At 37.0% G+C, this 26,123-nt stretch carries 18 protein-coding genes and 1 pseudogene; 9 read left to right on the top strand and 10 right to left on the bottom strand.

Annotated elements, in window-relative coordinates; genetic code table 11:
- Positions 1-1,602 (bottom strand): tetratricopeptide repeat protein (locus CY0110_RS17885; protein ID WP_008276920.1); only part of this gene is annotated, 1,602 nt, incomplete at its 3' end.
- A 247-nt stretch (positions 1,603-1,849) separates the two neighbouring features.
- Between CY0110_RS17885 and CY0110_RS17890 the strand changes: the two genes are divergently transcribed.
- From CY0110_RS17890 to ftsH, 3 genes are all read left to right on the top strand, one after another.
- Positions 1,850-2,140 carry a nucleotidyltransferase family protein gene (locus CY0110_RS17890; protein ID WP_008276921.1) on the top strand — a complete coding sequence of 97 codons (291 nt, stop codon included), beginning with the start codon at positions 1,850-1,852 and terminating at the stop codon, positions 2,138-2,140.
- Positions 2,130-2,447, top strand: a complete 318-nt coding sequence (locus CY0110_RS17895) for a HepT-like ribonuclease domain-containing protein (RefSeq protein ID WP_008276922.1) — start codon at positions 2,130-2,132, stop codon at positions 2,445-2,447. Before CY0110_RS17890 ends, CY0110_RS17895 begins: the two co-directional genes overlap by 11 nt.
- 170 nt (positions 2,448-2,617) lie before the next feature.
- Entirely contained in the window at positions 2,618-4,621 is a 2,004-nt protein-coding gene (gene ftsH, locus CY0110_RS17900; RefSeq protein ID WP_008276923.1) for an ATP-dependent zinc metalloprotease FtsH, read from the top strand.
- A 27-nt stretch (positions 4,622-4,648) separates the two neighbouring features.
- Here the strand turns inward: ftsH and CY0110_RS17905 are convergent, their stop codons facing one another.
- Together CY0110_RS17905 and CY0110_RS17910 are read right to left on the bottom strand one after the other, a co-directional pair.
- Positions 4,649-5,425, bottom strand: a complete 777-nt coding sequence (locus CY0110_RS17905; protein ID WP_008276924.1) for a sulfite exporter TauE/SafE family protein — start codon at positions 5,423-5,425, stop codon at positions 4,649-4,651.
- Positions 5,426-5,457: 32 nt separating this feature from the next.
- Positions 5,458-5,919, bottom strand: a complete 462-nt coding sequence (locus CY0110_RS17910; RefSeq protein ID WP_157464609.1) for a hypothetical protein — start codon at positions 5,917-5,919, stop codon at positions 5,458-5,460.
- A 215-nt stretch (positions 5,920-6,134) separates the two neighbouring features.
- Between CY0110_RS17910 and CY0110_RS17915 the strand changes: the two genes are divergently transcribed.
- From CY0110_RS17915 to CY0110_RS17925, 3 genes are all read left to right on the top strand, one after another.
- Entirely contained in the window at positions 6,135-8,195 is a 2,061-nt protein-coding gene (locus tag CY0110_RS17915) for a thioredoxin domain-containing protein (protein ID WP_008276926.1), read from the top strand.
- 115 nt (positions 8,196-8,310) lie between these two features.
- Positions 8,311-8,649, top strand: coding sequence for a hypothetical protein (locus tag CY0110_RS17920; RefSeq protein ID WP_008276927.1), 339 nt, complete (start codon positions 8,311-8,313; stop codon positions 8,647-8,649).
- An 84-nt stretch (positions 8,650-8,733) separates the two neighbouring features.
- Entirely contained in the window at positions 8,734-10,044 is a 1,311-nt protein-coding gene (locus tag CY0110_RS17925; RefSeq protein ID WP_008276928.1) for an APC family permease, read from the top strand.
- A 153-nt stretch (positions 10,045-10,197) separates the two neighbouring features.
- Here the strand turns inward: CY0110_RS17925 and CY0110_RS17930 are convergent, their stop codons facing one another.
- The 3 genes and pseudogenes from CY0110_RS17930 to CY0110_RS17935 form a co-directional block, all read right to left on the bottom strand.
- Positions 10,198-16,203, bottom strand: coding sequence for a hybrid sensor histidine kinase/response regulator (locus CY0110_RS17930; RefSeq protein WP_008276929.1), 6,006 nt, complete (start codon positions 16,201-16,203; stop codon positions 10,198-10,200).
- Between the two features lie 252 nt (positions 16,204-16,455).
- Positions 16,456-16,632: pseudogene (locus tag CY0110_RS28735) on the bottom strand (transposase); the annotation flags it as partial.
- Positions 16,633-17,091: 459 nt separating this feature from the next.
- On the bottom strand, positions 17,092-18,084 hold the full coding sequence (locus tag CY0110_RS17935; protein ID WP_008276931.1) for an aspartate carbamoyltransferase catalytic subunit: 993 nt from the start codon (positions 18,082-18,084) through the stop codon (positions 17,092-17,094).
- 195 nt (positions 18,085-18,279) lie between these two features.
- Between CY0110_RS17935 and CY0110_RS17940 the strand changes: the two genes are divergently transcribed.
- From CY0110_RS17940 to CY0110_RS17950, 3 genes are all read left to right on the top strand, one after another.
- Positions 18,280-18,912, top strand: coding sequence for a GUN4 domain-containing protein (locus tag CY0110_RS17940; RefSeq protein WP_035799876.1), 633 nt, complete (start codon positions 18,280-18,282; stop codon positions 18,910-18,912).
- 114 nt (positions 18,913-19,026) lie between these two features.
- Entirely contained in the window at positions 19,027-20,391 is a 1,365-nt protein-coding gene (locus tag CY0110_RS17945; protein WP_008276934.1) for an efflux RND transporter periplasmic adaptor subunit, read from the top strand.
- Positions 20,392-20,477: 86 nt separating this feature from the next.
- A complete protein-coding gene (locus CY0110_RS17950) occupies positions 20,478-20,840 on the top strand; it encodes a DUF2237 family protein (protein WP_008276935.1) in 363 nt (120 codons plus the stop codon).
- 20 nt (positions 20,841-20,860) lie between these two features.
- Here the strand turns inward: CY0110_RS17950 and CY0110_RS17955 are convergent, their stop codons facing one another.
- The 4 genes from CY0110_RS17955 to hypF form a co-directional block, all read right to left on the bottom strand.
- Positions 20,861-22,021: a nuclear transport factor 2 family protein gene (locus CY0110_RS17955; protein WP_008276936.1), complete on the bottom strand. Its 1,161-nt coding sequence runs from the start codon at positions 22,019-22,021 to the stop codon at positions 20,861-20,863.
- 78 nt (positions 22,022-22,099) lie between these two features.
- The gene (locus tag CY0110_RS17960; RefSeq protein WP_008276937.1) at positions 22,100-22,585 is read right to left on the bottom strand and encodes a DUF4079 domain-containing protein; all 486 of its coding nucleotides are present in this window, start codon (positions 22,583-22,585) and stop codon (positions 22,100-22,102) included.
- Between the two features lie 101 nt (positions 22,586-22,686).
- A complete protein-coding gene (locus tag CY0110_RS29630; RefSeq protein WP_008276938.1) occupies positions 22,687-23,664 on the bottom strand; it encodes an HD domain-containing phosphohydrolase in 978 nt (325 codons plus the stop codon).
- Positions 23,665-23,718: 54 nt separating this feature from the next.
- The gene (hypF, locus tag CY0110_RS17970) at positions 23,719-26,013 is read right to left on the bottom strand and encodes a carbamoyltransferase HypF (RefSeq protein WP_008276939.1); all 2,295 of its coding nucleotides are present in this window, start codon (positions 26,011-26,013) and stop codon (positions 23,719-23,721) included.
- Positions 26,014-26,123 lie beyond the last annotated feature (110 nt).

The raw sequence follows: 26,123 nt of genomic DNA on the forward strand, positions 1-26,123 counted from the left end.
AGTTTGAGGTAAATTTTCTAAAGTATAATAGGCTTCTGCTAAGTAGGTAAAGTTTAATCCTTGAAGGTAAGTATTACCAGAATTTAACGCCATTTTAATGCCTTTCTCTAAAGCCGTAATAGCAGCAGAGGGTTGGGATAAAATGACATAAGCAATGCCCAAACTATTATAAGCTAAGGCTTGACTTTGATAGTCTTCTAATCGTTCCGCTAATGTGGCACCTTGTTCTAAATAATTAATAGCAGATTCATAAATTTCGGTATTCATTTGTTCAAGTTCTTTTGCACGAAATACTTCGCTATAACCTACATTAATGAGTCCGTTAGCTTCTCCTAGTTTATCACCAACTTGACGAGAAAACATTAATGCCCTTTGACTATAATTAATCGCTTGATCGTAATCTTTTTCCGCAATAGAAATGCGACTAAGATGATTAAAATTAGCGATTTCACAGGGTTTGTCTGAAGATTCTTGAGCAATTTCTAATGCTTCTAAATGAAATTGTTTTGCTTGTTTATAATTTCCTAACGTTAGTTGAGAATAAGCCAGTAATGTCAAAATTCTTGCTTTTTCTTGGGTTCTTTCTACTTCTTTTAAAGGATCATCAAAATAAGTTAATGTATATTGCAAATTCTCACCAGAAAAAGAAGCAAAAATACCGCCATATAAAGGAAAATCTTTACGCTTAGTTAACTGACGTAATGATTGTAACATCATTAAAAAATAACCTTCTCTTAAATTGCTATTTTTTCCAGTAAATCCTTGAGAGAGTTGAGCAAAAATCATCGAAAAAATTAACAAGGTACTATAAGATAACCGTTGACCAAATTTAGCATTATAAGGTTGTTCATCAAACCATTTAACTAATCCTCTTTCTAAGAAGTATAATAGTAGAATTAATTCAACCCATGCCCTTAATTCTACCTGATGACTTTTATTCGATACCTCTCTAATAGATTCATTATTAGCTAAGGTTTTAAACAGCATTTGTGCTAGAGGTAAACTTGTTTTTTTCTCCCACCAAGGCCAAGGACCTTGTTTTTCTGAACCGAACCCTAATGTACTTTGACTTTGTTCATAAATCCAAGTAATTAACTCAGGTTCTAAACGAGAAAATTCTTTTAATCCGTCCCTGATACCATTGGCTAATTCTAAAGTTTCTGTCCTGTTATTAGACTCTTTAAGAGATTGAGATAATTTTTCTAATTGTTCTCGATTTAAACTATTATGATTACTTTGGTCTAAAAAAGGTAAAAAAGAAGATAGTAAATGTTGAGAGTCAGTCTTATTAATTTGTTCTAAGGCTAAAGTAATAACCTGTTCTTTTTGATTTTCTTTTTGCCAGCGTTCCCATTCTCCTTGAATAGTTTGCAAAGCCCTTAAAATACGAGTTGCTTTTAATTTTTTTTCTAATTGTGCCGTGGTTTTTTGGATATTTGTATCAAGGATACGTTCAAAAATTTCTCCTGTTCCTGATTCAATCTCTTTTAACAACATCCGATAAACTTGTTCTTTTGATCGAATTTTTCCTTGTAAGGTAATCTCCACAATAGAATCAATGAGTTGCTGATAACGATTAGCTAAAGAGTTGGATTCAGACATAATTATATAAATATGGGAATAGACAAGTTCTACATTTGACATCTAACTGTTATTTTATCGCTTAATGAAGTTATGGAACCAATTAAGTTAAAGATAAGTTTAATTTAGTTGAACTGAGGTTTCCATATTAACTATACTTTAACGCTATCGATACTTTAAAAGAGCTATAATAATATGGAAAAACTTGATGACTCACTATCATTAGTATTTCTAATTTTATTGTTGAGCAAATTTAGAGGGAATAAAAATGAAACGACATGAGGTACTCAAAATTATAGCAGAACATCGAGAACAATTAGAAAAATTAGGAGTAAAATCTTTGTCTCTGTTTGGTTCAGTAGCAAGGGATGAAGCTGGTCCCGATAGTGATGTAGATTTCTTAGTAGAATTGAATCGAGAAATGGGATTATTCGAGTTTATCAAAATTCGACTGTATTTACAAGATATTCTCAACTGTTCTGTTGATTTGGGAACAGAAGATACTTTAAGAGAACACTTAAGAGAACCTGTATTAAAGGATGTAATTCATGCCTTATAGAAAGTGGCAACTGCGTATTCAAGACATTATGGAATCGATTGATGACATTTTGGAACGAACAGCAAATATGACCTTTGAAGAGTTTAGTAATAATAGAACAATTATTAAAGCTGTTCTCTATGATTTTGGAATTATTGGTGAGGCAGCTAGAAATATTCCCAGTGAGATACAGTTACGTTATCCTCATATTCCTTGGCGTTTGATGGGAGATATGCGAAACATAATTTTCCATGAATATTTCCAGGTAAAATTACCACTTATTTGGCGAACACTTCAAAATGATTTAATTTCCCTACATTCACAATGACATGAACTTTTAGAAAACGAAAATAACTCCCAAACTTAATAGATATTCATCAACCTGAAAAAACCTTGAGCATCCAGGCGATCGCGGCTTTATTCCCCAATCCCTAATCAAAAATCAAACTGCTAAGCTATAAAAGAGTAATAGTCTTCGCAGCAAAGTGGGCAATTATCATGGGACTCAAAAATAACTCTCGCTTTCTACGTCTTCCTCCTCTCGGTAGTTTGATATTAATGGGAGTTGGCGTGATTTTTTTCATCTACCTTATCTACTACTACACTAATCGTTCTGATAACGAAGTCCCCATCGAACCCTATAGCGAATTTCTAGAAAAAGTCGAAAATAATAAAGTGGCCAGAGTCAAAATAGGTAACAGTTTAATTCTTTATCAACTCAAGTCCTTATCCTTGTTGTCTCCTTCCGAAGACTTATTACCCCTACCAGAAACCCCCTTAGGCGACACCAATAACTCTAATAACCCTCTCCACGGGCCAACCGCTTCACCCCCCTCTCAAGCCAAACCTTCGGGTACTACAGGAGAAGTTTTAGCCACCATTCCTATTGATGATCCTAATTTACCTACCTTACTCCAAGAAAAAGGGATCATTTTTGAAGCATCCCCACCTCCTAAAAATAGTTGGGTGAGTACCCTTCTTGCTTGGGTGATTCCTCCGATTATCCTGGTTTTAGCCATGCAATTTTTACTCTATCGCAATGAAGATCGAGGATCATTAGCCTTCAGTAAAAGTAAAGCTAAAGTGTATGTTGAAGGAGAAGCAGCAAGAATTACCTTTGCTGATGTGGCCGGGGCTGAAGAAGCGAAAACCGAATTAGTTGAAATTGTCGAATTTCTCAAAAATCCCGATCGCTTTAGTCGTATCGGGGCCAGAATACCCAAAGGGGTGTTATTAGTAGGGCCACCAGGGACAGGAAAAACACTCTTAGCAAAAGCGGTTGCAGGGGAAGCAGGTGTTACCTTTTTTAGCATCTCTGCGTCGGAATTTGTAGAATTATTTGTCGGAACCGGGGCCGCTAGGGTAAGAGATTTATTTGAACAGGCCAAAAAACAAGCCCCCTGTATTATTTTTATTGATGAATTAGATGCCATTGGTAAGTCTCGTAGTGGGGGTAACGGCCTCAGTGGCAGTAACGATGAACGGGAACAGACCTTAAATCAACTGTTAACGGAGATGGATGGCTTTGCCGTGGGGGATGCCACAGTGATCGTTTTAGCAGCCACCAATCGCCCAGAAACCCTCGATTCAGCCCTATTAAGACCAGGACGTTTTGACCGTCAAGTATTGGTTGATCGTCCGGATTTATCCGGACGATTGGCTATTTTAGAAATTTATGCCCAACGGGTAGAAATTGACCCCGATGTTAACCTCAAAGATATCGCCACCCACACCCCAGGATTTGCCGGCGCTGACTTAGCAAACTTAGTCAATGAAGCGGCCCTATTAGCAGCAAGAAATCAACGGGAATATGTAACCCAGGAAGACTTTAAAGAAGCCATTGAACGAGTTGTCGCTGGTTTAGAGAAGAAAAGCCGAGTTTTAGGGGATTTTGAAAAGAAAATTGTCGCTTATCATGAAGTTGGTCACGCTTTAGTGGGGGCTGTCATGCCGGGAGGGGGTAAAGTGTCTAAAATTTCTATCGTCCCTAGGGGTTTATCTGCGTTGGGTTATACCTTGAAAATGCCCACCGAAGACCGTTTTTTGATGAGTGATACAGAATTTCGTCAACAAATTGCTATGTTATTAGGGGGACGGGCTGCAGAAGAGATTGTCTTTGGTAGTGTTACTAATGGGGCTTCAGATGATTTACAACGGGCTACAGATATTGCTGAACGCATGGTCACCACCTACGGAATGAGTAAGGTATTAGGACCGTTGGCTTACGAAAAACGGCAACAAGCTAATTTTTTGGGAAATAGTGGCGTTAACCCTCGCCGTTTGGTGAGTGAGGAAACAGCAAAAGCCATTGACGAAGAGGTTAAACAAATTGTTGATTCTGGCCATCAACAAGCGTTATCTATTCTTAATCGTAACCGCGATCTCTTAGAACAAATTTCTCAACAATTATTAGCTGTTGAAGTCATAGAAGGGGAAGAACTTCATCAACTTTTGAATCAAGTTAAAGATGGGGAACAGTTATCAGTGGACATTAACCAGTGATTAATTCTTAATTATCTCCCAACTCTATTAATTAGTGGTGTAAATTTTCCAAGCTTCCCAAAAGGTATAAACGGATAATATCGCCAACATGAAATAGAAGGAAAAACGAACAACTTTATCAGGTAATCTGGGTAAAAATCTCGCACTAATTTGCGCCCCAATTAATCCCCCCAACCCTAAAATAATTCCTACTAACCATAAAACATTATTATTCAAAGCATGACCCAAACATGAAGAAATAGAAGTAATAACAATTACCCCCAAGCTGGTTTGTATGGCCACTTTTATAGTTTCTTTTAACAATAACATTTGTAGAGGAACCATAATCACTCCTCCCCCAATACCAAACAAACCAGCTAAAAATCCACCGATTCCTCCTGTAAATAAGCAAGCCAATTTTTCAGATAATCTACTACTAGATTGTTGATGGGACGCGGTAACTAATTGGCGACGGATATTACTTAAAAAGATGTTGAAAATCAACAAACAACCAAAGGCTGTTAATAAAACAAATTCAGGAATATAATTAGCGACAATCACCCCAAATTGTGCCGTAATAATAGCAGGAATTCCTAATAAAATAACTCTCTTAAAATCTAAATATCCCATCCGCCAATTTTGAATACTTCCTGAAGAAGAAGTAATAACAATGGCTAAACTACTGGTAGCAACTGCTTGTAATGGCGTATAATTTAAAGCGAGTAAAAGAGGAACTAAAACCACCCCTCCACCAATACCTAAAATTCCTGCTAGTAGTCCCGAACCTAAACCACTAATAATTAGAATAATAATTTGATCTAACATGGTTGATTCATAATAAGTTTTCCTCAAATCTCTTAATTATTTCCTTCATTAAAGGGTTCAACTTCAATAGGAATGCCTACATAACCCTCTTCTCCAGAAGGAACAGAATTATCTACATTACTCTCTGGTTTTTCTTTAGGAATGCGAGATAGTTCTTCAACGGAAATAAACTTACTATCAGATTCAAAAGTTTCTCTGACAGAAGAATTACCCTTTTCTTGTTGAGATTGGTTGGGAACTAAACTTTCAGAAGATTTAGCATTTAATGAGGGTTGTGGTTCTGCTATTTCTTGATCGTGAGAATCACTATTTTTTGTGAATTCTTGATTTAATATAGAGTCATCTTTAGTTGGTGATGTTGACTTAATTTCCGAGGAATCACAAGCAGCCGATACTAACCCTAAATAACATCTAAATTCTTCTCTTGCTAAAGAAACGCCAATTCCTGCTACAGATACCATTAACGCTGTCATGGATAGAAAATATTTAAACATCGTTACCACTCCTCCCCAGTCAAAGAAAGCTAATTCTTACCTATGTTATCTTAACCTAATATGAAACTGTTTTCTTAGTGGTCTATCATCTTATCTGTCTATTAATCAATGATTGATAACTTTTATAATTTTAATCTTTATTCATTAATTAACCAAAATCAAATAAAGAGAAGATGGTAGGATGAAAAGAGTTAGATTTTTATTAACTAAATATTATGCCTAACCGTCTGGCCAATACCCAAAGTCTCTACCTTCGTAAACACGCTGAAAATCCTATAGATTGGTGGTATTGGTGCGAAGAAGCTCTAGAAGCTGCGAAACAAGAAAATAAACCTATTTTCCTCTCCATTGGTTATTCTAGCTGTCACTGGTGTACGGTGATGGAAGGAGAAGCGTTTTCTGATCAGGCGATCGCAACTTATCTTAATGATAATTTTCTGCCAATAAAAGTAGATCGAGAAGAACGTCCAGACCTCGATAGTATTTATATGTCTTCTCTACAAATGATGGGAATACAAGGGGGTTGGCCGTTAAATATTTTTCTAACACCAGGAGACTTAGTTCCGTTTTATGGAGGAACTTATTTTCCCGTTGAACCCCGTTATGGTCGTCCGGGTTTTTTACAAGTATTACAATCAATTCGTCATTTTTATGATGTTGAAAAAGAGAAATTAAACGGGTTTAAACAAGAAATATTAAAAGGGTTACAACAGTCAGCGACGTTACCAATGAGTGAAATTGATGTTAATAATGCTCAATTAATTTATCGTGGCGTTGATGTTAACACAAAAATAATACAGGTGACAGCTGAAGATTTTGGCCGTCCTTGTTTTCCTATGATTCCTTATAGCAACTTAGCCTTAGAAGGCACTCGCTTTTTATTCGGAGAACCAGAAGAAAGACAGAAATTAGTGATACAAAGGGGACAAGATTTAGCTTTAGGTGGAATTTTTGACCATGTTGGGGGTGGATTTCATCGTTATACAGTAGATTCTACTTGGACAGTTCCCCATTTTGAGAAAATGCTCTACGATAACGGGCAAATTATGGAATATTTAGCTAATTTGTGGAGTAACGGACAACAAGAACCCGCCTTTGAACGAGCGATCGCGTTAACGGTACAGTGGTTACAACGGGAAATGACCTCCCCAGAAGGTTATTTTTATGCAGCACAAGACGCGGATAGTTTTGCTACAAAAGAAGACAAAGAACCAGAAGAAGGGACATTTTATGTATGGAAATATGAACAGTTAGAACAGTTATTAAACACCAAAAAATTAGAAGAATTAACGGAAGTTTTTACTATCACACCAGAGGGCAATTTTGAAGGAAAAAATGTTTTACAAAGACGTAATGGTAGTAAATTCTCTGATAGTATTGAAATCATTTTAGATAAACTATTTCAGGAAAGATACGGAACTTCCAGGAACAATTTAGAAACATTTCTACCTGCTAAAAATAATCAAGAAGCTCAAGAAATTAACTGGCCAGGACGCATTCCTGCGGTAACCGATACTAAAATGATTGTGGCTTGGAATAGCTTAATGATTTCTGGTTTAGCAAGGGCTTATGCTATATTTAAACAGCCTTTATATTGGCAATTAGGTTGTAATGCAACTCAATTTATATTAAATAAACAATGGCTTAATGGACGATTACACCGCATTAATTATGAAGGAAATCCCTCAATTTTAGCCCAATCAGAAGACTATGGGTTTTTAATTAAAGCCTTATTAGATTTACACGCAGCTAATGCTCAAGAGACTCAATGGTTAGATAAAGCCATAGAAATTCAACAAGAATTTGACGAATTCTTCTGGAGTTTAGAAATGGGAGGTTACTATAACAATGCAGCCGATAATAGTAATGATTTATTAGTTCGTGAACGCAGCTATATTGATAATGCAACTCCTTCAGCCAATGGTATTGCTATCAGTAATTTAGTCCGCTTAGCTAGGTTAACAGATAATTTAGACTATTTAGATAAAGCAGAACAAGGATTACAAGCTTTTAGTCATATTTTAAGCGAATCTCCTCGCGCTTGTCCCAGTTTATTAACGGCTTTAGATTGGTATCATTTCGGCTGTTTAGTAAGAACAAATGAAACCCTATTACCTAAGTTAATGACTCAATATTTTCCTACCACAGCTTATTGTTTAGATAATAATTTACCCGATAATGCTGTTGGTTTAGTGTGTCAAGGTTTATCTTGTTTAGAACCAGCTACCACCGAAGAACAATTATTGAATCAGATTATAGAAATTGGTCAAATATAAACTCTTTAATTTTAGACGTAGAGTTCTATTAAATTGGCATTTTTGTTAGTAATTTATCATAATCAAACTAGAAGAGCCATTTTTCTTCGATTAATAATTAAGAGAGTACCTGCCTGTGAACCTTTTTACCCCTACTTGGCATCTTGAGGCCCTCAAAGACGAAATCAATTATATTGTCTTGGTTTACGAAAAAGCAGAGGGGTTTGTCTTTTGTCCGACCAACTTACACAAGCCGTTTCGTGTGGGTAGCAACTATGATGGGAATTATCCCACTGATGCTGCGGGAGCTTTTTCCTACTATCGTAGCTCCTTTAATCAGGCTTTTCTCAACCGCGTTGATTGGTTTATCCCTTTTCTCCAAAAAATCGAGCAAGCTGAAGATTTCTCTCTCGACGATTTACAATTTAGTATGCGTCCCTATCTGCGTTTACTTAAAGGTTCATGGCCTTGGTGAAATTTACAGGTGGAATACTTTTGGCATATTAACGTAAATATAAAGTTTAATAGTGAGCAATTGATAAAATTACTGAGGAGTGGAATGAACGTACAAGCGCAACAAGCTCGAAAACTCCCTCTAATAACCGCTATCTGTCTGGTGATAGCTAACATGATAGGCACCGGTGTGTTTACCAGTTTAGGGTTTCAAACCGTTGATATTCAATCTGGGTTTTCCCTTTTGTGTCTGTGGTTTATCGGGGGTATTTTTGCCCTATGTGGGGCATTATGTTATGGAGAATTAGGGGCAGCTATGCCGAGATCAGGGGGTGAATATCATTATTTATCGCAAATTTATCACCCTGTGATTGGGTTTTTATCAGGATGGATTTCAGTTACAGTGGGATTTGCAGCCCCCATTGCTTTAGCAGCGATGGCGTTAGGGGCTTATTTATCGAGTGTTTTTCCCATCTTAAACCCTTTATTAGTGGCAGTGGCAGTGGTCATTTTTATTTCTCTTGTGAATTTACAAAATATGGCTTTAGTAAATTCTTTCCAACAGATTTCTACCCTAATTAAAGTGTTATTAATTGCTTTATTAATTGTTTGTGGTTTTCTATTAGCCAATCCCCAAAACATTAGTTTTGCCCCTTCTGGTGAGGATATTCCTTTAATTCTAAGTTCTCCGTTTGCAGTTTCTTTTGTTTATGTTACCTATTCTTATTTAGGGTGGAATGCTTCGGTTTATCTAGCCAGTGATTTAGAAGAACCTGAAAAAAATGTACCTCGTTCTTTGTTTATCGGTACGTTAGTGGTAATGGGGTTTTATCTGTTGCTTAATTTTATTTTTCTGTATACGACCCCCATTGAAAAGTTGGCAGGAGAATTAGAAGTGGGTTATATTGCTGCTAATCAAATTTTCGGTTCTTCTGGTGGAAAATTAATGGCTTCATTAATTTCTATTGGCTTAATTTCTTCTATTAGTTCGATGGTTTTAGCTGGATCAAGAGTAACAGAAGCGATCGGTGAGGATATTCCTTTTTTTCGGAAACTTTCTCATAAAAATGCCAATGGTGTTCCCCATTATGCCATTCTCATTCAATTGTCTATTGTTTTAATTTTCTTAATTACCTCCACGTTTGAAGCGGTAACAATCTATTTAGGATTTACCCTAACTTTATCTTCTTTTCTGACAGTATTAGGGCTATTTATTCACCGTTATAAATATCCTAATGCTCATCGACCTTATTGTACTTGGGGTTATCCGATTACTCCTCTTATTTTCTTAGGACTCAGTGTTTGGATTTTGGTGTTTATTTTTAAGAGTAACCCTGTTGAATCTTTAATGGGATTGATCACTATTGCTTTTGGAATACCTTTTTATTGGGTCGCTTCTCATAAAGAACTGATTTAATTTTTTAATATTCCCTAACTTTACATATTTTAAACAAAACACTTTAATTAACATAAAGTTTATTGACTACTTTAGCATTCGTCGGCTTACTCAATGGTTGTGCAGGTGTTGACACCAGTCAATCTAATAACGATGCAACGGAACCCTGTTTTGTCAACCAGAAAGCTCCGCTAGAAATTGTTGCAGTTGTTGCACTTCAAAATCTTCGGCGAGTTGGGCGACTTTTTGCGCAAAAATGGTATATTTTTTGTCTTGTTTTTTTAACTGTTCAGCTTTTTGTTGAACTTTCGGGAGTAAACCCCGTTTAACTAAATCATTGAATTGAGTTAGTTCTTCTTTTGGCGGAATTTCCATTATGCCTGATGCTTCGAGTTTAGATGCTTTTAATGGTTCATAAATCCATTCTAGCTGTAAGTGTTTCTTCAATAAATTCAGTAACTTATTCTCATCAATGGGTTTAGTAATAAAATCATCACAACCTAAAATTAAACTGGATTTCTGTTCCGTATCCAAAACACTGGCGGAAACGGCAATAATCGGAATTTGGGCAATTTCTGGAATTTCTCGAATCTCTTGAATGGCTTCAAAACCACTTTTATTCGGCATGACTAAATCTGTTACAATTAAGTCCGGCTTAATTTGTTTAGCGAGTTGAATTTCCTGTTGACCATCTTCACCACAAACAATATTAAATCCTAAAGTTTTCAGCATATTGTGTAGCAGTAATCGAGTTTCTTCTCGGTCATCAATCACTAATATTGTTCGTTTTTCTCCTTGATATCCGACAATTTTTTTAGGGGTTTCTACTACCATTTCTGGAACGGTTTCCTCAACGAGAAACACGGTTTCAAAACTAAATGTTGAACCCTCTCCTACTGTACTACTCACTTTTAATTCACTTCCCATTAATTCCACTAATTGTTGGGTAATGGCTAGTCCTAATCCCGTTCCTTCTGCGCGTCGTTCTATGTCTCCAATTTGTTCAAAGGGTTGGAAGATTTTCGTGGCTTGTTCAGGGGTTATTCCCACGCCTGTATCAACAATTTCAAACCGAATTTGAGCTTGATTGGCTTCAGTTTGAATGGCATTTACACGGAATGTAACTTGTCCTCTATCTGTAAATTTAATCGCATTTCCTAATAAGTTTAATAACACTTGTCTCAATCGCTTTTCATCGGCTTGTATTCCTAGGGGTAATTGAGAATCAAATTCGGATTTAAACAAAATATTCTTGTCTACTGCTCGCATTTTTATAATTCCGGCGACACTGTCAAGAAAACTGGGAAAATGTATGCCTTTTGGATATATTTCCATTTTCCGCGCTTCGATTTTTGAGAGGTCAAGAATATCGTTAATTAAGGTCAGTAAATGTTGACCACTTTCATGTATTATTTTTAATCCTTGAGTTTGAAAACTTGTTAAATTGGAGTCTCGTTTTAAAATTTGTGCATAACCCAGAATTCCGTTTAAAGGGGTTCTTAACTCGTGGCTCATATTGGAGAGGAATTCACTTTTAGCTTGGTTTGCTGTTTCGGCTTTTTGTTTGGCTTCAGCGAGTTCGGCTGTTCGTTCTTCTACTCGTTGTTCTAGTTCTTGATTAATTTGTTTTAATTGATGAGCATAATTCTGAGATTGTTGGTAAAGTTCAGCATTTTCTAGGGAAATTGCGGCTTGAGAACATAAGAGTTTGAGGACTTCTAAACGCTCTGGGGTGAAGGCTTGGGTGATGAGATTGTTTTCTAAATAAAGAATTGCTTGCAGTTTTCCTTGACTTAAAATTGGCAAACACAATATACTTTTCGGTTGTTGTTTGACTAGATAGGCATCACTCGCCCATTCGGGTTGATTGAGGATATCGTTAATCACAAGGGGTTCGAGTTGATGTTTGACGAGGTTTATGAGTTTGAGCGGGATATCTGAACTTTTTTCTAAGGATGAAGTTCGTTGAGTAATAGTTAGATTTTTATCCTGTTTTACTGACTGAGTAGCAATGGCTTCTATAGTTAATTGTTGATTTCGATTAAAAATTAATACGCCTTTAGTTGCTCCCGCATTTCCTAATATTACTTGCATCAGTTGGGTGATTAATTTATTGAGTTCTATCTCTCCTGATAAGGCTTGAGAGGCTTTCATTACGCTGTTGAAGTCGAGTAAATTTCCAACATTTGTGCTGCTACTTATCTGAGCGGTTTGGTGACTAGGTGGGATATAAGTTTGCAGAGTCTCTAAGCTGATTTTGGGTTGTTGAAGAATGGGGGTTAAGAGTTGAGAATACAGTTTTTCAAGTTGGTTTGTTTTAGCTTTTGCTCCCCAACGAGCATAACAATAGTAGGCTTCTATCATGTAGGTTTGAGCGATTTTTTCTTGACCCCAATTTAGATAGAATTTAGCGGCGAGTTCGTTAGCAAGGGCTTCTTCTTGAATGTATTCGTTTTCTTTAGCTCCAGCAATGGCTTTGTTGTAGAGTTCAATTGCTTCTAATTTTTGATCTAAAACTCGACATTTTTCAGCTTCAACTAAGTCATATTTGTGTTGAAAATTCATAGAGGCATGAGTTGCCCATTGCTTCATTTTTGCCTGATTATTTGTGACTCGACTCCAGATAGATTCTGACTCGGAGTTAGGTAAAGATGGATAAACAGCCAAATGGGTTAAAGAATCATAGAAGTTAAACGTAATGGTTACTAAAATTCCTTCCACTGCATCTAAATATTGTTCAGCTTGTAAAGCATTTTTTTGGGCTTGTTTTACCTCTCCGAATAGATAGTTGAGAACTAATTTATTGAAATATAAATAGTGAAGTTCACTTCGATGATCGGCTTCGTTAAGCTGAGGTAAAGATATTTTTTCGCTATATGCTATTCCTTCTAAATTACAAGGAGTTTCTGAAGGATAGCGCAAATTTATAATAGATTGCTGAAAGGTTTTATTCCACGCTAAAGCATTATCTTGCTTGAATCGAGCCAGAGCATCGTTAATTGTTTCCATCTCAGCTTCAAGGCTGCCCAGTTCTTGCCCCAATAAATACAAGTAATGGCATCGGTTGGCAGCAGCATAAGCAGGAAATTCAAAATTGCCCCCTTCCAGTCCACTTTGATATGCCTCCTGTAGAATAGGTAATGTTTCTTTGGCATGAACTTTGATATGAATCGTACAAACTCCTACTGCCATAAATACTGATGACTTCATATCAGGAGCGTTGAAACGTTGCGATAAATTTAACGCTAACTGACCAAATTGATACGCCGATTCAGGATCTTGAAAAATAGAATTTAAGAAAATGCCGTAACAAGCATACCCATAGCCAGAGAAGGGTGAATTACCGTAGTTGAGTGACAAGTTTACCAGTTCACAGATGACTAAGGGAAAGAAACTGCGTGCGGCTTGAAAGGCTGGAGGTCCCACACTGATTAAAATCTTAGCCACAGCTAGCTTTTCCTTATCTGTCATCACAGGCAGATTAATTAAATCTTCTATTACCTTTCCTTGCAGATTGCTCACAGTTCGATTCAATGCTTGCTCAATGTCTACCGAGGTTGGTGATTCTGGAAAGCTAACACCTAGCAACTCTAAGGCTTCTAATCCGATGTTGAGGGCCTCTAGCTTTTTGGCTTGTGCCATATATGCCTGCATTTTGGTTGCATAGATGTCCATTTTATCCACAGCATTTTTGGCCTGCTGTAAAACAATGTTTGCCCATTCCTCCATACAGGTGATATCACCATTGAGATAGGCAGTCTCTGCGGCTAGTTCATGGAGAGGTAAGGCGAGGTTATAATAGGCTTGCCAGCCTGAGTCCTCAAGTTGGGAAGAATTGAGTAAATTAATACTTGTCGTAGCATACTGATAGGCAGCAACATACGCTGTAGCAGCTCTTGCTTTTTGTGCTGCTTTTAAATTAAGTTCGGTAAGTTGGATTTGTTGTTGTGGCTCAACCAATAAGGATTTGCTGATATTAAGCTGATTGACAATTGTAAACAAAGTTTCATCTAATTCTGTGGCTGGGGTACTGTTTAGCAGCAGTTGCCCAATTTTTAAGTGAGTTTCCTGTTTCTGCTCTTCAGGGATTAACGAGTAAGCAGCCTGCTGAACTCGATCATGTAAGAAACGATAACTCACTGTTACCGTCTGTATTGATTCTTCTAAACTGCCTTGAAAAAACTTATAGGCTTCACTAATCGGTAAAATTAATCCTTCTTGCAAGGCTTCCCAAATATCACGGGCTACTTTTTCTGGAGATTCTTCACAAACAACTGCTAATGTTTCTAAATCAAATTGATTGCCAATACAGGCTGCTAACTTCAAGACCTGTTGTGTTTCTTCCGTCAATTTCTGCAACCGTTGCGCCACAAATTCCACGACATCATTAGTCAAAGCTGCATCACGAATTTGGGATAAATCGCATTCCCAATATCCCAAGTTTTGATTGAAGGTAATCAGTTTATCTTCGTACAACCCTTTTAAAAACTGTGTCGTAAAAAATGGATTTCCTTGTGTTTTCTGATACACCAATTCACTCAACGGTTGAGCTTTGTCTTTTCCACAGACTAGAGTATCCGCAATTAACTGATTAATCTGCTTAAATGTTAAGGGTTTAAGAGTAATCGTATTAACAACAGCTTGACTTTTTTGCAGTTCATCTAAACTCAACATTAAAGGATGAGCTGGAAAAACTTCATTATTCCGATAGGCTCCTAATATTAATAAATAACCCATTTCTGAATTTTCCATTAATAGTTTGAGCAAGTTCAATGAAGCTAAATCCGACCACTGTAAATCATCTAAAAATATCACTAAGGGATGTTCTTTTGTGGTGAAAATGTGAACGAATTTTTGAAAGAGTAAGTTAAACCGATTTTGAGCGGCACTTCCAGACAGTTCAGATACCTTCGGCTGTTGACCAATAATGTATTCTAATTCGGGAATGACTTCAATTAAAACTTGTCCGTTTTCTCCAACTGCTTGCAGAATTTTTTGTTTCCAGTTTTCTAATTCTGTATCTGACTCAGACAACAGTTGACCCATTAAATCTCGAAAGGCTTGCACAAATGCACTAAAGGGAATATTGCGATTAAATTGGTCGTATTTACCTTTGATAAAATAGCCCCGTTTTCGTACTATCGGTTTATGGATTTCATTAATAACTGCGGTTTTTCCAATCCCTGAAAATCCCGCTACCAACATCATTTCTACTGAGGATTGAGAGGGGATGGCTACTCGCTCAAAAGCATCCAGTAATTGCTGAATATCGGTTTCTCTTCCGTATAGCTTTTCTGGGATAGTAAAGCGATCGCATAAATCCTGCTTTCCGAGTTTAAATGGTAAGATATGTCCGGTATTTTCTAACTGTTCTAAACACTGTTCTAAGTCGAATTTTAATCCCAAGGCACTCTGATAACGTTCCTCTGCATTCTTCGCCATTAATTTGAAAACTAGGTCTGACAATACCTGGGAAATCTCTTTCTCTTTCCCCAATTTTTCTGGAACTTTAGCAATATGACTATGCACTAATTCCATTGGGTCTGTTGTTGGAAAGGGTAGTTCTCCAGTTAATAATTCATAGAAAGTTATGCCGAGAGAGTAAAAATCTGTCCTATAGTCAATTCCTCGGTTCATTCGTCCTGTTTGTTCGGGGGAAATATAAGCTAAGGTTCCTTCTAAAATATTGGGATTAACCAGTTGTTGTTGTTCTTTGGGGAGTAAACTAGAAATGCTGAAGTCTATTAGTTGTATTTGCTGAGTTTCAGGATGAATTAATATATTGGTTGGTTTAATATCTTTATGAATAATTCGTTGTTGGCTTAGATCGTGAAGTGCTTCTGAAAGTTGAATGGCAATTCTCAAAAATTCAACGAGCGAACGTTCTGAGGCTTTCCAATAGTCTGAAAGTGAAATCGCCCCCTGATCCAGCATAATCAAGGCATAGCCATTTCCGTAGCGTTCTAAAGCCAGAGATTTAACGATGTAGGGTGACTCCAGATGACGGGTGATGATGTATTGATTGCGAAACTGCACTAACTCGTTAAAACTGGGGTTGGGGTTGCGTAGGACTTTGACAACAACAGATTTTTGATCGGCGGTTCGCAGTGCCTGATAGACTTGGGTTCGGGTTCCATTGTAGAGGAGTTTTGTTTGTTGATAACCAGTGAAATTCAGCATCGGTAATGATTCTTCTGTAAGGTAGTGATATCAGAGCTATTTCATCAGGGCAAACGCATCTAAAATGTGGGCAAAATTGAATTATAATGTGTTCAAGGTTTGAAATTACCAGGTAATTTCAAAAACCTGCCCAAACACTCCTACTACAAGAAAAGATGCTGCTTGATAAGACCGTTTTTGGAAAAAACGAGCAGCCTTTTTTCGACCTTCTGCCGAGATCGCGCATCAGAAGTTATTTTAATCAGGCGATCGCTAAATCCCTAAAACTTTGGCAAGATATTTATTATCCCACGCAGCTTTGAGACGCTTGTTAGCTACCCCTATTTTATCTGTTTTCTCTTGGGAGAGAAGATTAAGGGATATCTGTCGTAATCGGGCTAAATTCTCAGGAGCGTTATCTTTATGCACGGAACAATCATCTTCATTGTAATCCTTTGCTGCTTTAACAGTTAATAGATATCGTGGAGAAGATAACCAAATTTATGTATTAACTGAAACCTACTTTAGAAATGTTAGCCATAATTATGATCGACCTAAATATAAGTTTAAAGATAATGTATATGGTAAAAATGGTCTTGTTTTAGCTGTTGTTAAAGAGTATGTAGAAAATTATCCTGATATTCAATATTCAGAATTAAAAACAGCTTTTCCAGATAAACTACAAGACTCAAAATTTGGTGTTATTTTAACTTTACTCATATCTTGCACCTTCGATTACATGAGCTAGTTTAGGGAGGCAAGAGGCAAAAGGCAATCCGCAATAGTATTTCATTTTGACGCTAAGTTATTCACAATTGATTACCTTCTGATAATTATTAAGTTTTCTTGTACTAATGCAAGATGTCAGTTTAAAATTGAGTCAACCTCAACAGATTAAAGATAGTTTAACTATTGACTTTTTTCAGAAGACGTACCAATTAAAAATAATAAAGCCATTCTTACAGCAATACCGCTCGTTACTTGTTGTTGAATTAAACTAAATTCAGGATCATCCATTAATTCTGAACTAATTTCTACCCCGCGATTAACTGGCCCAGGATGAAGGATTTTAACATCAGAATTACACCATTCTAAACGATGATGATTAATACCATATTGTTGATGATATTCCCTTAAACTGGGTAACAAATAATCCGTCATTCTTTCTTTTTGCAACCGCAACGTCATCACAAAATCAGCCTTATCTAACGCAGATTTAAGCTCCCAATTTAAGAATAATTGACCCTCATGGGACTCATTTTGCATCCCCTTAAACCATTCAGGAACTAACGTCGGCGGCCCCACTAAATGAACATCAGCGCCGGCTGCGGTTAAACTCCAAATATTAGAACGGGCAACCCGTGAATGTAAAATGTCGCCAACGATCGCTATTTTTTTCCCTTTTAATAAGCCTAATCTTGGATTATCAAAATCAAGTAAACAACACAATGTAAATAAATCTAATAATCCTTGGGATGGGTGTTCATGTTGTCCATCCCCTGCGTTGAGAATACCGACTCCAGTTTTAAGGCGATCCATTTCTTGAGCGATCGCTTGGGGAACGCCTGCTTGTTTGTGACGGATGACCATCAGATTCGTTCCCATCGCTAGATAGGTTTTAGCGGTGTCTAATATCGTTTCTCCCTTTGTTAGAGAAGAACTTCCAGGGGAAAAATTCAAGATATCAGCAGAAAGACGCTTAGCAGCTAATTCAAAACTGCTACGGGTACGGGTAGACGGTTCAAAAAACAGATTTGTTACCACCACCCCTTGAAGTGCAGGAACTTTTTTAGTGCGACTCGATAACACTTCACGGAAACTAGAAGCGGTTTGTAGTAGGGTATCGTATTCTTCTGGGGTCCAATCATTTAACCCTAAAACATGATGGCGAGTCCAACTCATAAAATAGTCCTAACAGGGTTTGTTTCAACAAACTATTGTATCTGAGAGGGTAACGCTTAACGAGAGTTGGGGGTTCGTCGTTCGGAGTTAAACTGACATCTTGGTTTCTACACCCAACACCCTACTACCAAGCTTGTTAAAATGAAACAGAGGCTACAAAATAACAATCACATTGCAATTATTGTGTAATCATCGATGCTAAACATAACTAAGCCATTAAACAAACTACTGTGGACTTTAGTGTTAACTGGTGTTTCAAGCTTTTCTGTGTTAGGCCAAGAAACTCCTAATAATCAATCTTCTCTTATATCTCCAGAAACCGAAATTGATTACACACCTTTACAAGAAGACTTACAACAAAAACAATGGCTAGAAGCCAACGAAACCACCACTACCTTACTGCTACGAGCGGTTAACCGTGAAGCACAAGGTTGGATACCTCAAGATGAGGTAAAAAATATTGCTTGTTGGGATCTTAAAATCATAGATGATCTCTGGAAACAATATTCTGGGGGAAGATTTGGCTTTAGCGTTCAGTTTCCTATCTTCGTTGAAACCGGCAATAGACCGGGCCGCTTAGTAGATACCGAAGCTTATGATAACTTTGGAACTCGCATCGGATGGCGTAACCAAGACGGATGGATACAATTCAAATATAGTCTTGACTATAGTTTAGAAGCCCCTGTCGGCCATTTACCCAACCCTCGCCCAGAATACCAAATTACCGGGGGGCGACTTAACTATACCGCCCTAACTCAAAGAATGGTAGAGTGTGGCATGGCTGCTTATTCAGACCCTAGAAAACCCCTTATTTATCAACCTCGGTAGTTTTGTAGACTAAACTTGCTAACACCTCACACCTTTATCTAAATTAACGAAACTTAAAACCCAAAAGTCTTTTATTTTGCTACATTCGAGGTGATCGTAGAAATATTGAGTTCCATGAAACCCCTTCAATTCTCTCAGCAATGGTTAGGAACTGCTTTGATGGTTTCCCTATTAACTACAGGTTGCGCCAATAACGAAACCACCGCTACTGGACCCCAACCAGTGGAAGTGAAGTTACAAACCCTCGAAGCAGCAACCTTAGTTGATAGTAATGCCTATGTGGGAACCCTAGAAGCGAGACAACGAGTAGAATTAGCCCCCAGTCGTACCAACGGAAGAATTAAAGCCATTTTTGTCCGAGAAGGGGATAGGGTAAGTCAAGGGCAAAGATTAATTGAAATTGAACCTCAGCAACAACAACAAGATTTAGTGGCCGCTACGGGTAATCTTAAGGTTGCTATGGCTGATCTCAAAGCAGCAGAAGCTGAATACCGCCAACGGGAAGCAGAACGCGATCGCGCCTTAGCTGACGTGGAAACCGCTAGAGCCAACTTAGCCAGCACTGATGCTGAAGTGCAAAGGGTACAAGCGGAGTTAATCTTAGCTGAAAAGAATCATCAACGAGCAACATTCCTTGAATCAGAAGATGTTGTCCCCACAGAAACCCTTGACGACGCAACTCGCACCCTTAACGCCACTCAAGCTCAACTGCAATCTACTATTAAAACTCGCGATGCTTCTCAACAAGCTCTTAAAGCGCAGCAAAATAATTTAAGAGCAGCCGAAAGACGGGTGGATCAAGCATTGGCTAATGTAGATAGTCGTCGCTCTTCAATTGTTCAAGCGCAAGGTCAACAGGGAGCAACAGCAGTGACCCTAGGCTATAATTTCTTGGAAGCTCCCATTACTGGGGTGATTGGTGAGTTTAATGAGAAAAAAATTGGTGATAGTGTTAGCATTGGTGAACCAATTACCACGATTACAGATAATCAAGTCTTTTATCTCAACGTTAATGTTCCCATCGAAAACCGCAACCGCCTCCAAAAAGGACTCCCTGTAGAACTGATTAACCAAAATGGCACTTCAGGAGTTCAAGGACAAATCACCTATATTGCCCCTCAAGTCGATCAAAATGCTCAGTCAGTTTTGGTGAAAATGGCCTTTCGTAACGATGGTAGTCTACGGGATAGACAATATGTACGCGCCAGAGTTATCTGGGATAGGCAACCAGGGGTATTGGTTCCCACTACTGCGGTCAGTAGTTTAGGGGGACAAAAATTTGTCTTTTTAGCTCAACCTGGAGAATCTCAAGATAGTTTAGTGGCTAAACAAGTTCCTGTTGAAGTGGGAGCCATTCAAGGTCAATCTTATCAGGTGATTTCTGGGGTTAAACCAGGCGATCGCATTGCCGTTAGTCGTATTCTTGACTTAAAAGATGGTCGCGCCATAAAGGAAGTCTCTTTGACTCATTCAAGGTAACAGGTCACAGTAAAATACATCAAGATTTCGGCTTTTGATTTTAGAATAAAACAAGTTCTCTGAACACCATAATGAGATATTAAACAATGATAGACGCACAAAATGTATTAGGAACGGATTTACAACTGTGTTGTAGTGACCCGATGACAGGCTATTATCGTGATGGTTATTGTCGCACGGGAGGACAAGATTTCGGTGTTCATGTAGTATGCGCTCAAGTCACCGATGAATTTTTAACCTTCACTAAACAACAAGGAAATGATCTCAGTACCCCCATGCCAGCTTATCATTTTCCTGGATTAAAATCAGGCGATCGCTGGTGTTTGTGCGTCTCCCGTTGGCAAGAAGCGAAAGATGCAGGAGTTGCACCTCCTGTCGTCTTAGAAGCGACTCATATCAGAGCATTAGAAGTGGTTTCTTTAGATGAATTAAAACAGTATGCTGCATGATTTGTAATAACTAATAATTACTACAAAATTAACCAAAAAGCTAGACCAAAGAAAGGAATAAATCTTAAGGGACGTTGTGGATTTTTAGGAGGAATAACTGCACCCATTAAAACTATTTGAAAAATGGCAAATAAAACGAGATCAACAGCAAAAGCAATAACCACACGACTACTCTGTAATTGTGTTATAAAATAGTTTATTCTTTGACTCAAATCTCCAAATTCTGGCCTTCCTATAAATAGCCAGATAATGGCAGTAATGCCAACTATTAACCCTGTCCAGCCAAAAATACGCTCTAAAATTCCTTTTTGTGGTTCTTCTCTTTTTTCTAAATTCGGTTGTTTGAATCTAAAGGCCATATAAGGCAAGAGAAAAACATTAGTAAGAAACATCGCCACACTCCAAAGGGCAACTTTTGGGAAATCTCTTACCCGTTTATCGGCTAATAATAAAGGCAGAAACATAAAGATCCAAGCTTCAGCAAAGTTAAATTGTGCTTCAATGGCAGGATGAACTATAGGAGATTTCATAACAGAAATCCCTAGGATGTTTAAAATGGGTAACACAAAGAAAAAATTAATGGATTCACTGATAACTTCTTTGATAGTTTCTGGTTGTACAGCCCAAACTGGTTCCCCCGGTAAAATAAAATTAGGAGAAGAACAGAGTAAAATATAGATATAAGTTCCTGCGAGAAACCATAATAATTTTGATAAAATTAATTGCGTTTTGGGTGGATTAGAATCTTGTTTCAACAATGTTTTAATTAAAGGCGTGACTAAACGAATAATTACAAAAGATAGTTTACCTGGTTTTAGAGGAGGTTCAACAATATCCCTAGCAAAAATCAGTTTTCCTGTTGTTTCTGATATACGATAAAAGCTGACCCCTCTACCATTGGGAATAGGAATATTATCTAATTCAACGTGCCATAACACCCCAACTTTCAAGGGATCTCCTGTTGTGATTTCATCAACAACAAATTTAAAATCATTGGGGGCATTATCACAGGATTCTTGAAAAAGATGTTTAACCGCTTCCTTACCTTGAAATGTCTTAGAAAAGTTGACATCTTCATACATACAATCATCATCAACCCATTGCATCGCTTGCTCAATCTCTCGATTATTAATGGCTTGATAAATGGATTCAATGATATCTTTTGCTGTTTTCTCTATCATAAAAATGACTATTTAGTAACGATAAAAAACCGGCCTCTTTCAAGAAACCGGAACAGTGATTATTTTATAATCAAAAATTTATAAAGAAAGTCCTAATTTTAATCCTAAAATACCATGAGCAATTAACACAATGGCAACCACACCACCTAAATACGCATGAAACGCGCGATAACCTTCTTTTTGATCCCCACCAAAGCCAATTAAAGGCGTAATTGCACTGATGGCCATTAACCCGATAACGGCGGTTCCTGTCCAAAAATGACCGCTATTCAAGATAGGATGTTGTTGCATCGCTAAAGATAGCACTCCGCCAGTATATCCTAAGGTGACGAAAAGAAAGACCCAAGGGGCTAATTGACGATGAGAAGCGCGACTTTCTGATACCACTTCGGGGTCAGTAACGAAACGACTGCGCCACCCCATATAAGCGGTAAAACTACCCATCACTAAGACAACAATACCCATCATGACTGGGTGTCCCCAATGAACAATGGGTTCAGGTACCCCTAAACTACGGAACCAAGCAGCCAGGGGTTCCAAGATATTTGCAAGTTTGTCTCCCATAGTCCTATATTCCCTATCATATTTTTTAACAGCAATTGTTATAATTATATTAAAAAATTGACTCTAAATCAGACTTTTTTAAGAAGTGCCATAATAATTTTTTAAGCTAGTTCTTTTTCTTCCATAAATGCAACAAATTGTTTCACTAACTTGACATTTCGCCAACCTTTTTCGGCTTCTTCAGAAATAATTTTTAAGGCTTCTTGAGGATTATAAGGTTGTTTATAAGGTCTTTGACTGGTTAATGCTTCGTAGATATCTAAGATTTGAAAAATTTGTGCTAATTTGGGGATACTTTCTCCTATCAGACCATCAGGATAACCACTACCATCCCATTTTTCATGATGATGACGTATTATTTGAGCTATACCTCGACGGTTTTGCATAGGTTTACAAATTTCTTCTCCAATTAAAACGTGCTTTTTGATTAATTCTTTTTCTTCTTCGTCTAATTGTCCTCGCTTCATTATCACTGCATCGGGAATAGCAACAGTACCGATATCATGGAGATGGGAGGCTAAAATTAGATCACTAATTTCTACCGAATTTAAGTTAAGATATTTTCCAAACCCTTGCGCTAACTGATCAAACCGAATCTCAGATTTTTCTTCAGGAGAATAACGCTGTTGAATTGCTTGGGAAATCAAAAATAGCACTTGTTGTATCTGATCTAACCACTCATAGAGCCTTTTTCGTTGCACTAAAAGTTCTACTTCGGGTAATAAAACAATACTTTCTAAGGGTTTACTCATGAAAGCATCTGCCATCATACCTTTGCTTTTTAGGCGAGATTGATTATCATCTGTAACACTCATTAAAATAATAGGAATAGAACGAGTGTCTTGATTTTGTTTTAATTTTTGACAAACATCAAACCCATTATAATGAGGCATTTTGATATCCATCAAAATGAGATCAGGAGATACGTTTCTCACTGTAGCAAAGACATCGGAAACACCATCATGTTCAATGACATAATAACCATTAGCATTTAACAGATCTACTGCCATTACGCGACTGAAAGGGTGATCATCGATCACTAAGATTCTTGCCGGTTCGGAACTTCCAAAAATATCCACGCTTGTTAAGATTACGTTTCTGTTTTTTAATTATACCAAATTGATACCATAAGGTTATTTTTTTTCAAGAATACCAGCTATAATTTGTCCTAAAGCAAGTCCTCCGTCATTGGGAGGTATATTGTAATGCCAAAAAGGAGTAAATTTTTCTTGTTTCAAGCGAGCGATTGCTTTTTCTGTTAAGTATTTATTCTGAAAGCATCCTCCCGTTAAAAGAATACTTTGCTGTTGGCTTCTATTGGCAATATCGATTATAATTTCGACTAAAGTATTATGAAATTTTGCAGCAATTTTTTGATGTGATATTTGATTGAAATGATCTTCTATAATACTCTGGATCATTAATTCCCAATCAATGACTAACGGATAGACTGAACCTTTAATATTATAAGGATAACTTTCGTCTGTTTCTAAGTTATTAATCATATATTCTAAGGCCATTGCTCCTTGTCCTTCAAAGGTTACATTTTGACAGATTCCAATCATGGCTGCTACCCCATCAAACAATCTTCCTACACTAGAGGTTAAAGGTGTATTCAGGTTACGAGATAACATTTGTTTAACTAAGTTGAATTCTTTGGTTGAAATTGTTTCTAAAAAAGGCAATTTTTTATTATCATAGTCTTGAAACACTTCAGATAATAAAGATAATGCAATTCTTTTAGGATCTTTAACAGCTTGTTCTCCTCCTGGTAATTTGAAGGGACGGAAATGAGCTATTCTTTCATATTTATTACCTGTAACTAAGAGAAATTCCCCCCCCCAAATTGTCTGATCATTACCGTATCCTGTTCCATCCCAAGCGACTCCTAAAACAGAAGAATTTAAGTTATTATTAGCTAAACAAGAAAGAACATGAGCATGATGATGTTGAACAGTAATTAAAGGTAGATTTTGAGCTTTTGCATATTGACTTGATACATAGTCAGGATGAGCATCACAAACGATCATTTCTGGTTCAAAATCGTATAATTTTTTTAAACTTTTCATGACTTGATTAAATGATTTTAAGGCTTCTGCTGTGGTTAAATCACCAATATACTGACTAATAAATACTTGATTTTTTTTGAGAATTGCTACTGTATTTTTTAAGTGTCCACCGACCGCTAAAATATTAGGAATATGCTTATTATTTTTCTTATAATTCGTTAGTAAATTATCATTAATTTGTAGAGGAAAAGGTGCATAACCCCTCGCGCGACGAATCATCATTTCTCTTCCTGCTATTACCCTGACCACAGAATCATCAACAGGACGAATAATAGGACGATTATGAACTAAAAACAAGTCAGCAATATTTTCTAATCTTTGTAAAGCTTCTTGTTCATCAATACAGATAGGTTCACTGGCAATATTTCCACTGGTTGCTACTATAGGAAAATTAAGTTTATGAAGGAGCAAATGATGTAAGGGAGTAGAAGGTAACATCACTCCTAAATAGGGATTATTAGGAGCAACATCAGGACTTAAACTTTGATTATTTTTACGTTTTAAGAGAACAATAGGAGCTTGAGGAGATGTTAACAAATTTTCTTCTAGGTTATTAATTTCACAATCAATTTTAATCCCTTTAAAGGAAGCATACATTAAAGCAAACGGTTTATGAGGTCGATGTTTCCGTCGTCTTAATTCTGTGACTGCTTCTGTATTTCTTCCATTAACAATTAACTGAAAACCGCCTAATCCTTTTAAAGCTAAAATTTTACCCTCTTTTAAAGCATCAATACTTAAATTTAAAGCATTATTATCATTAGCTAATATTTCCCCTTTCTCATTCCATAGTTGTAACCTCGGACCACAATTAGGACAAGCATTGGGTTGGGCATGAAATCGCCGATCAAGAGGGTTTTCATATTCTGTCTGACAGCGTTTACACATGGTAAAAACTTTCATAGTTGTGTGAGGACGATCATACGGTAATTCCTCAATAATGGTGTAACGAGGCCCACAATTAGTGCAGTTAGTAAACGGATATAAATAACGTCGATTATTAGAATCGAAAATTTCTTGTAAACAATCAGAACAAGTTGATAAATCTGGTAAAACGATTGCTGTTTTTTCCCCACTACTACTATGACGAATTTCAAAATTACTATAGTTAACGGGGTCTAACCAAGTCGTTTCTACAGTATTAATAAAGGAAATAGTTGGCTTCTCTTGAGGTATTCTTGCTAAAAAATGCTCTAAAATTATTTCATTTCCTTCCACTTCAATAAACACACCTGATGCAGAATTATTAACCCATCCTTTTAAGTTTAATTCTGTTGCTAAGCGATAAATGAAAGGACGAAATCCTACTCCTTGAACAGCCCCTTGAATGATAATTTTTAATCGTTTTAAGTTATTCATAACTTAAGAAAATAGATATTACCCCCCATTTATCGACTCACTTATCAAACTAATCAAATGAAACTAACAGTATAAATTTAAAATGAATAATTGATGGTATCAACAGTAAG

Origin of the sequence: Crocosphaera chwakensis CCY0110, assembly GCF_000169335.1 — a bacterium.
Classification (GTDB): Bacteria; Cyanobacteriota; Cyanobacteriia; order Cyanobacteriales; family Microcystaceae; genus Crocosphaera; species Crocosphaera chwakensis.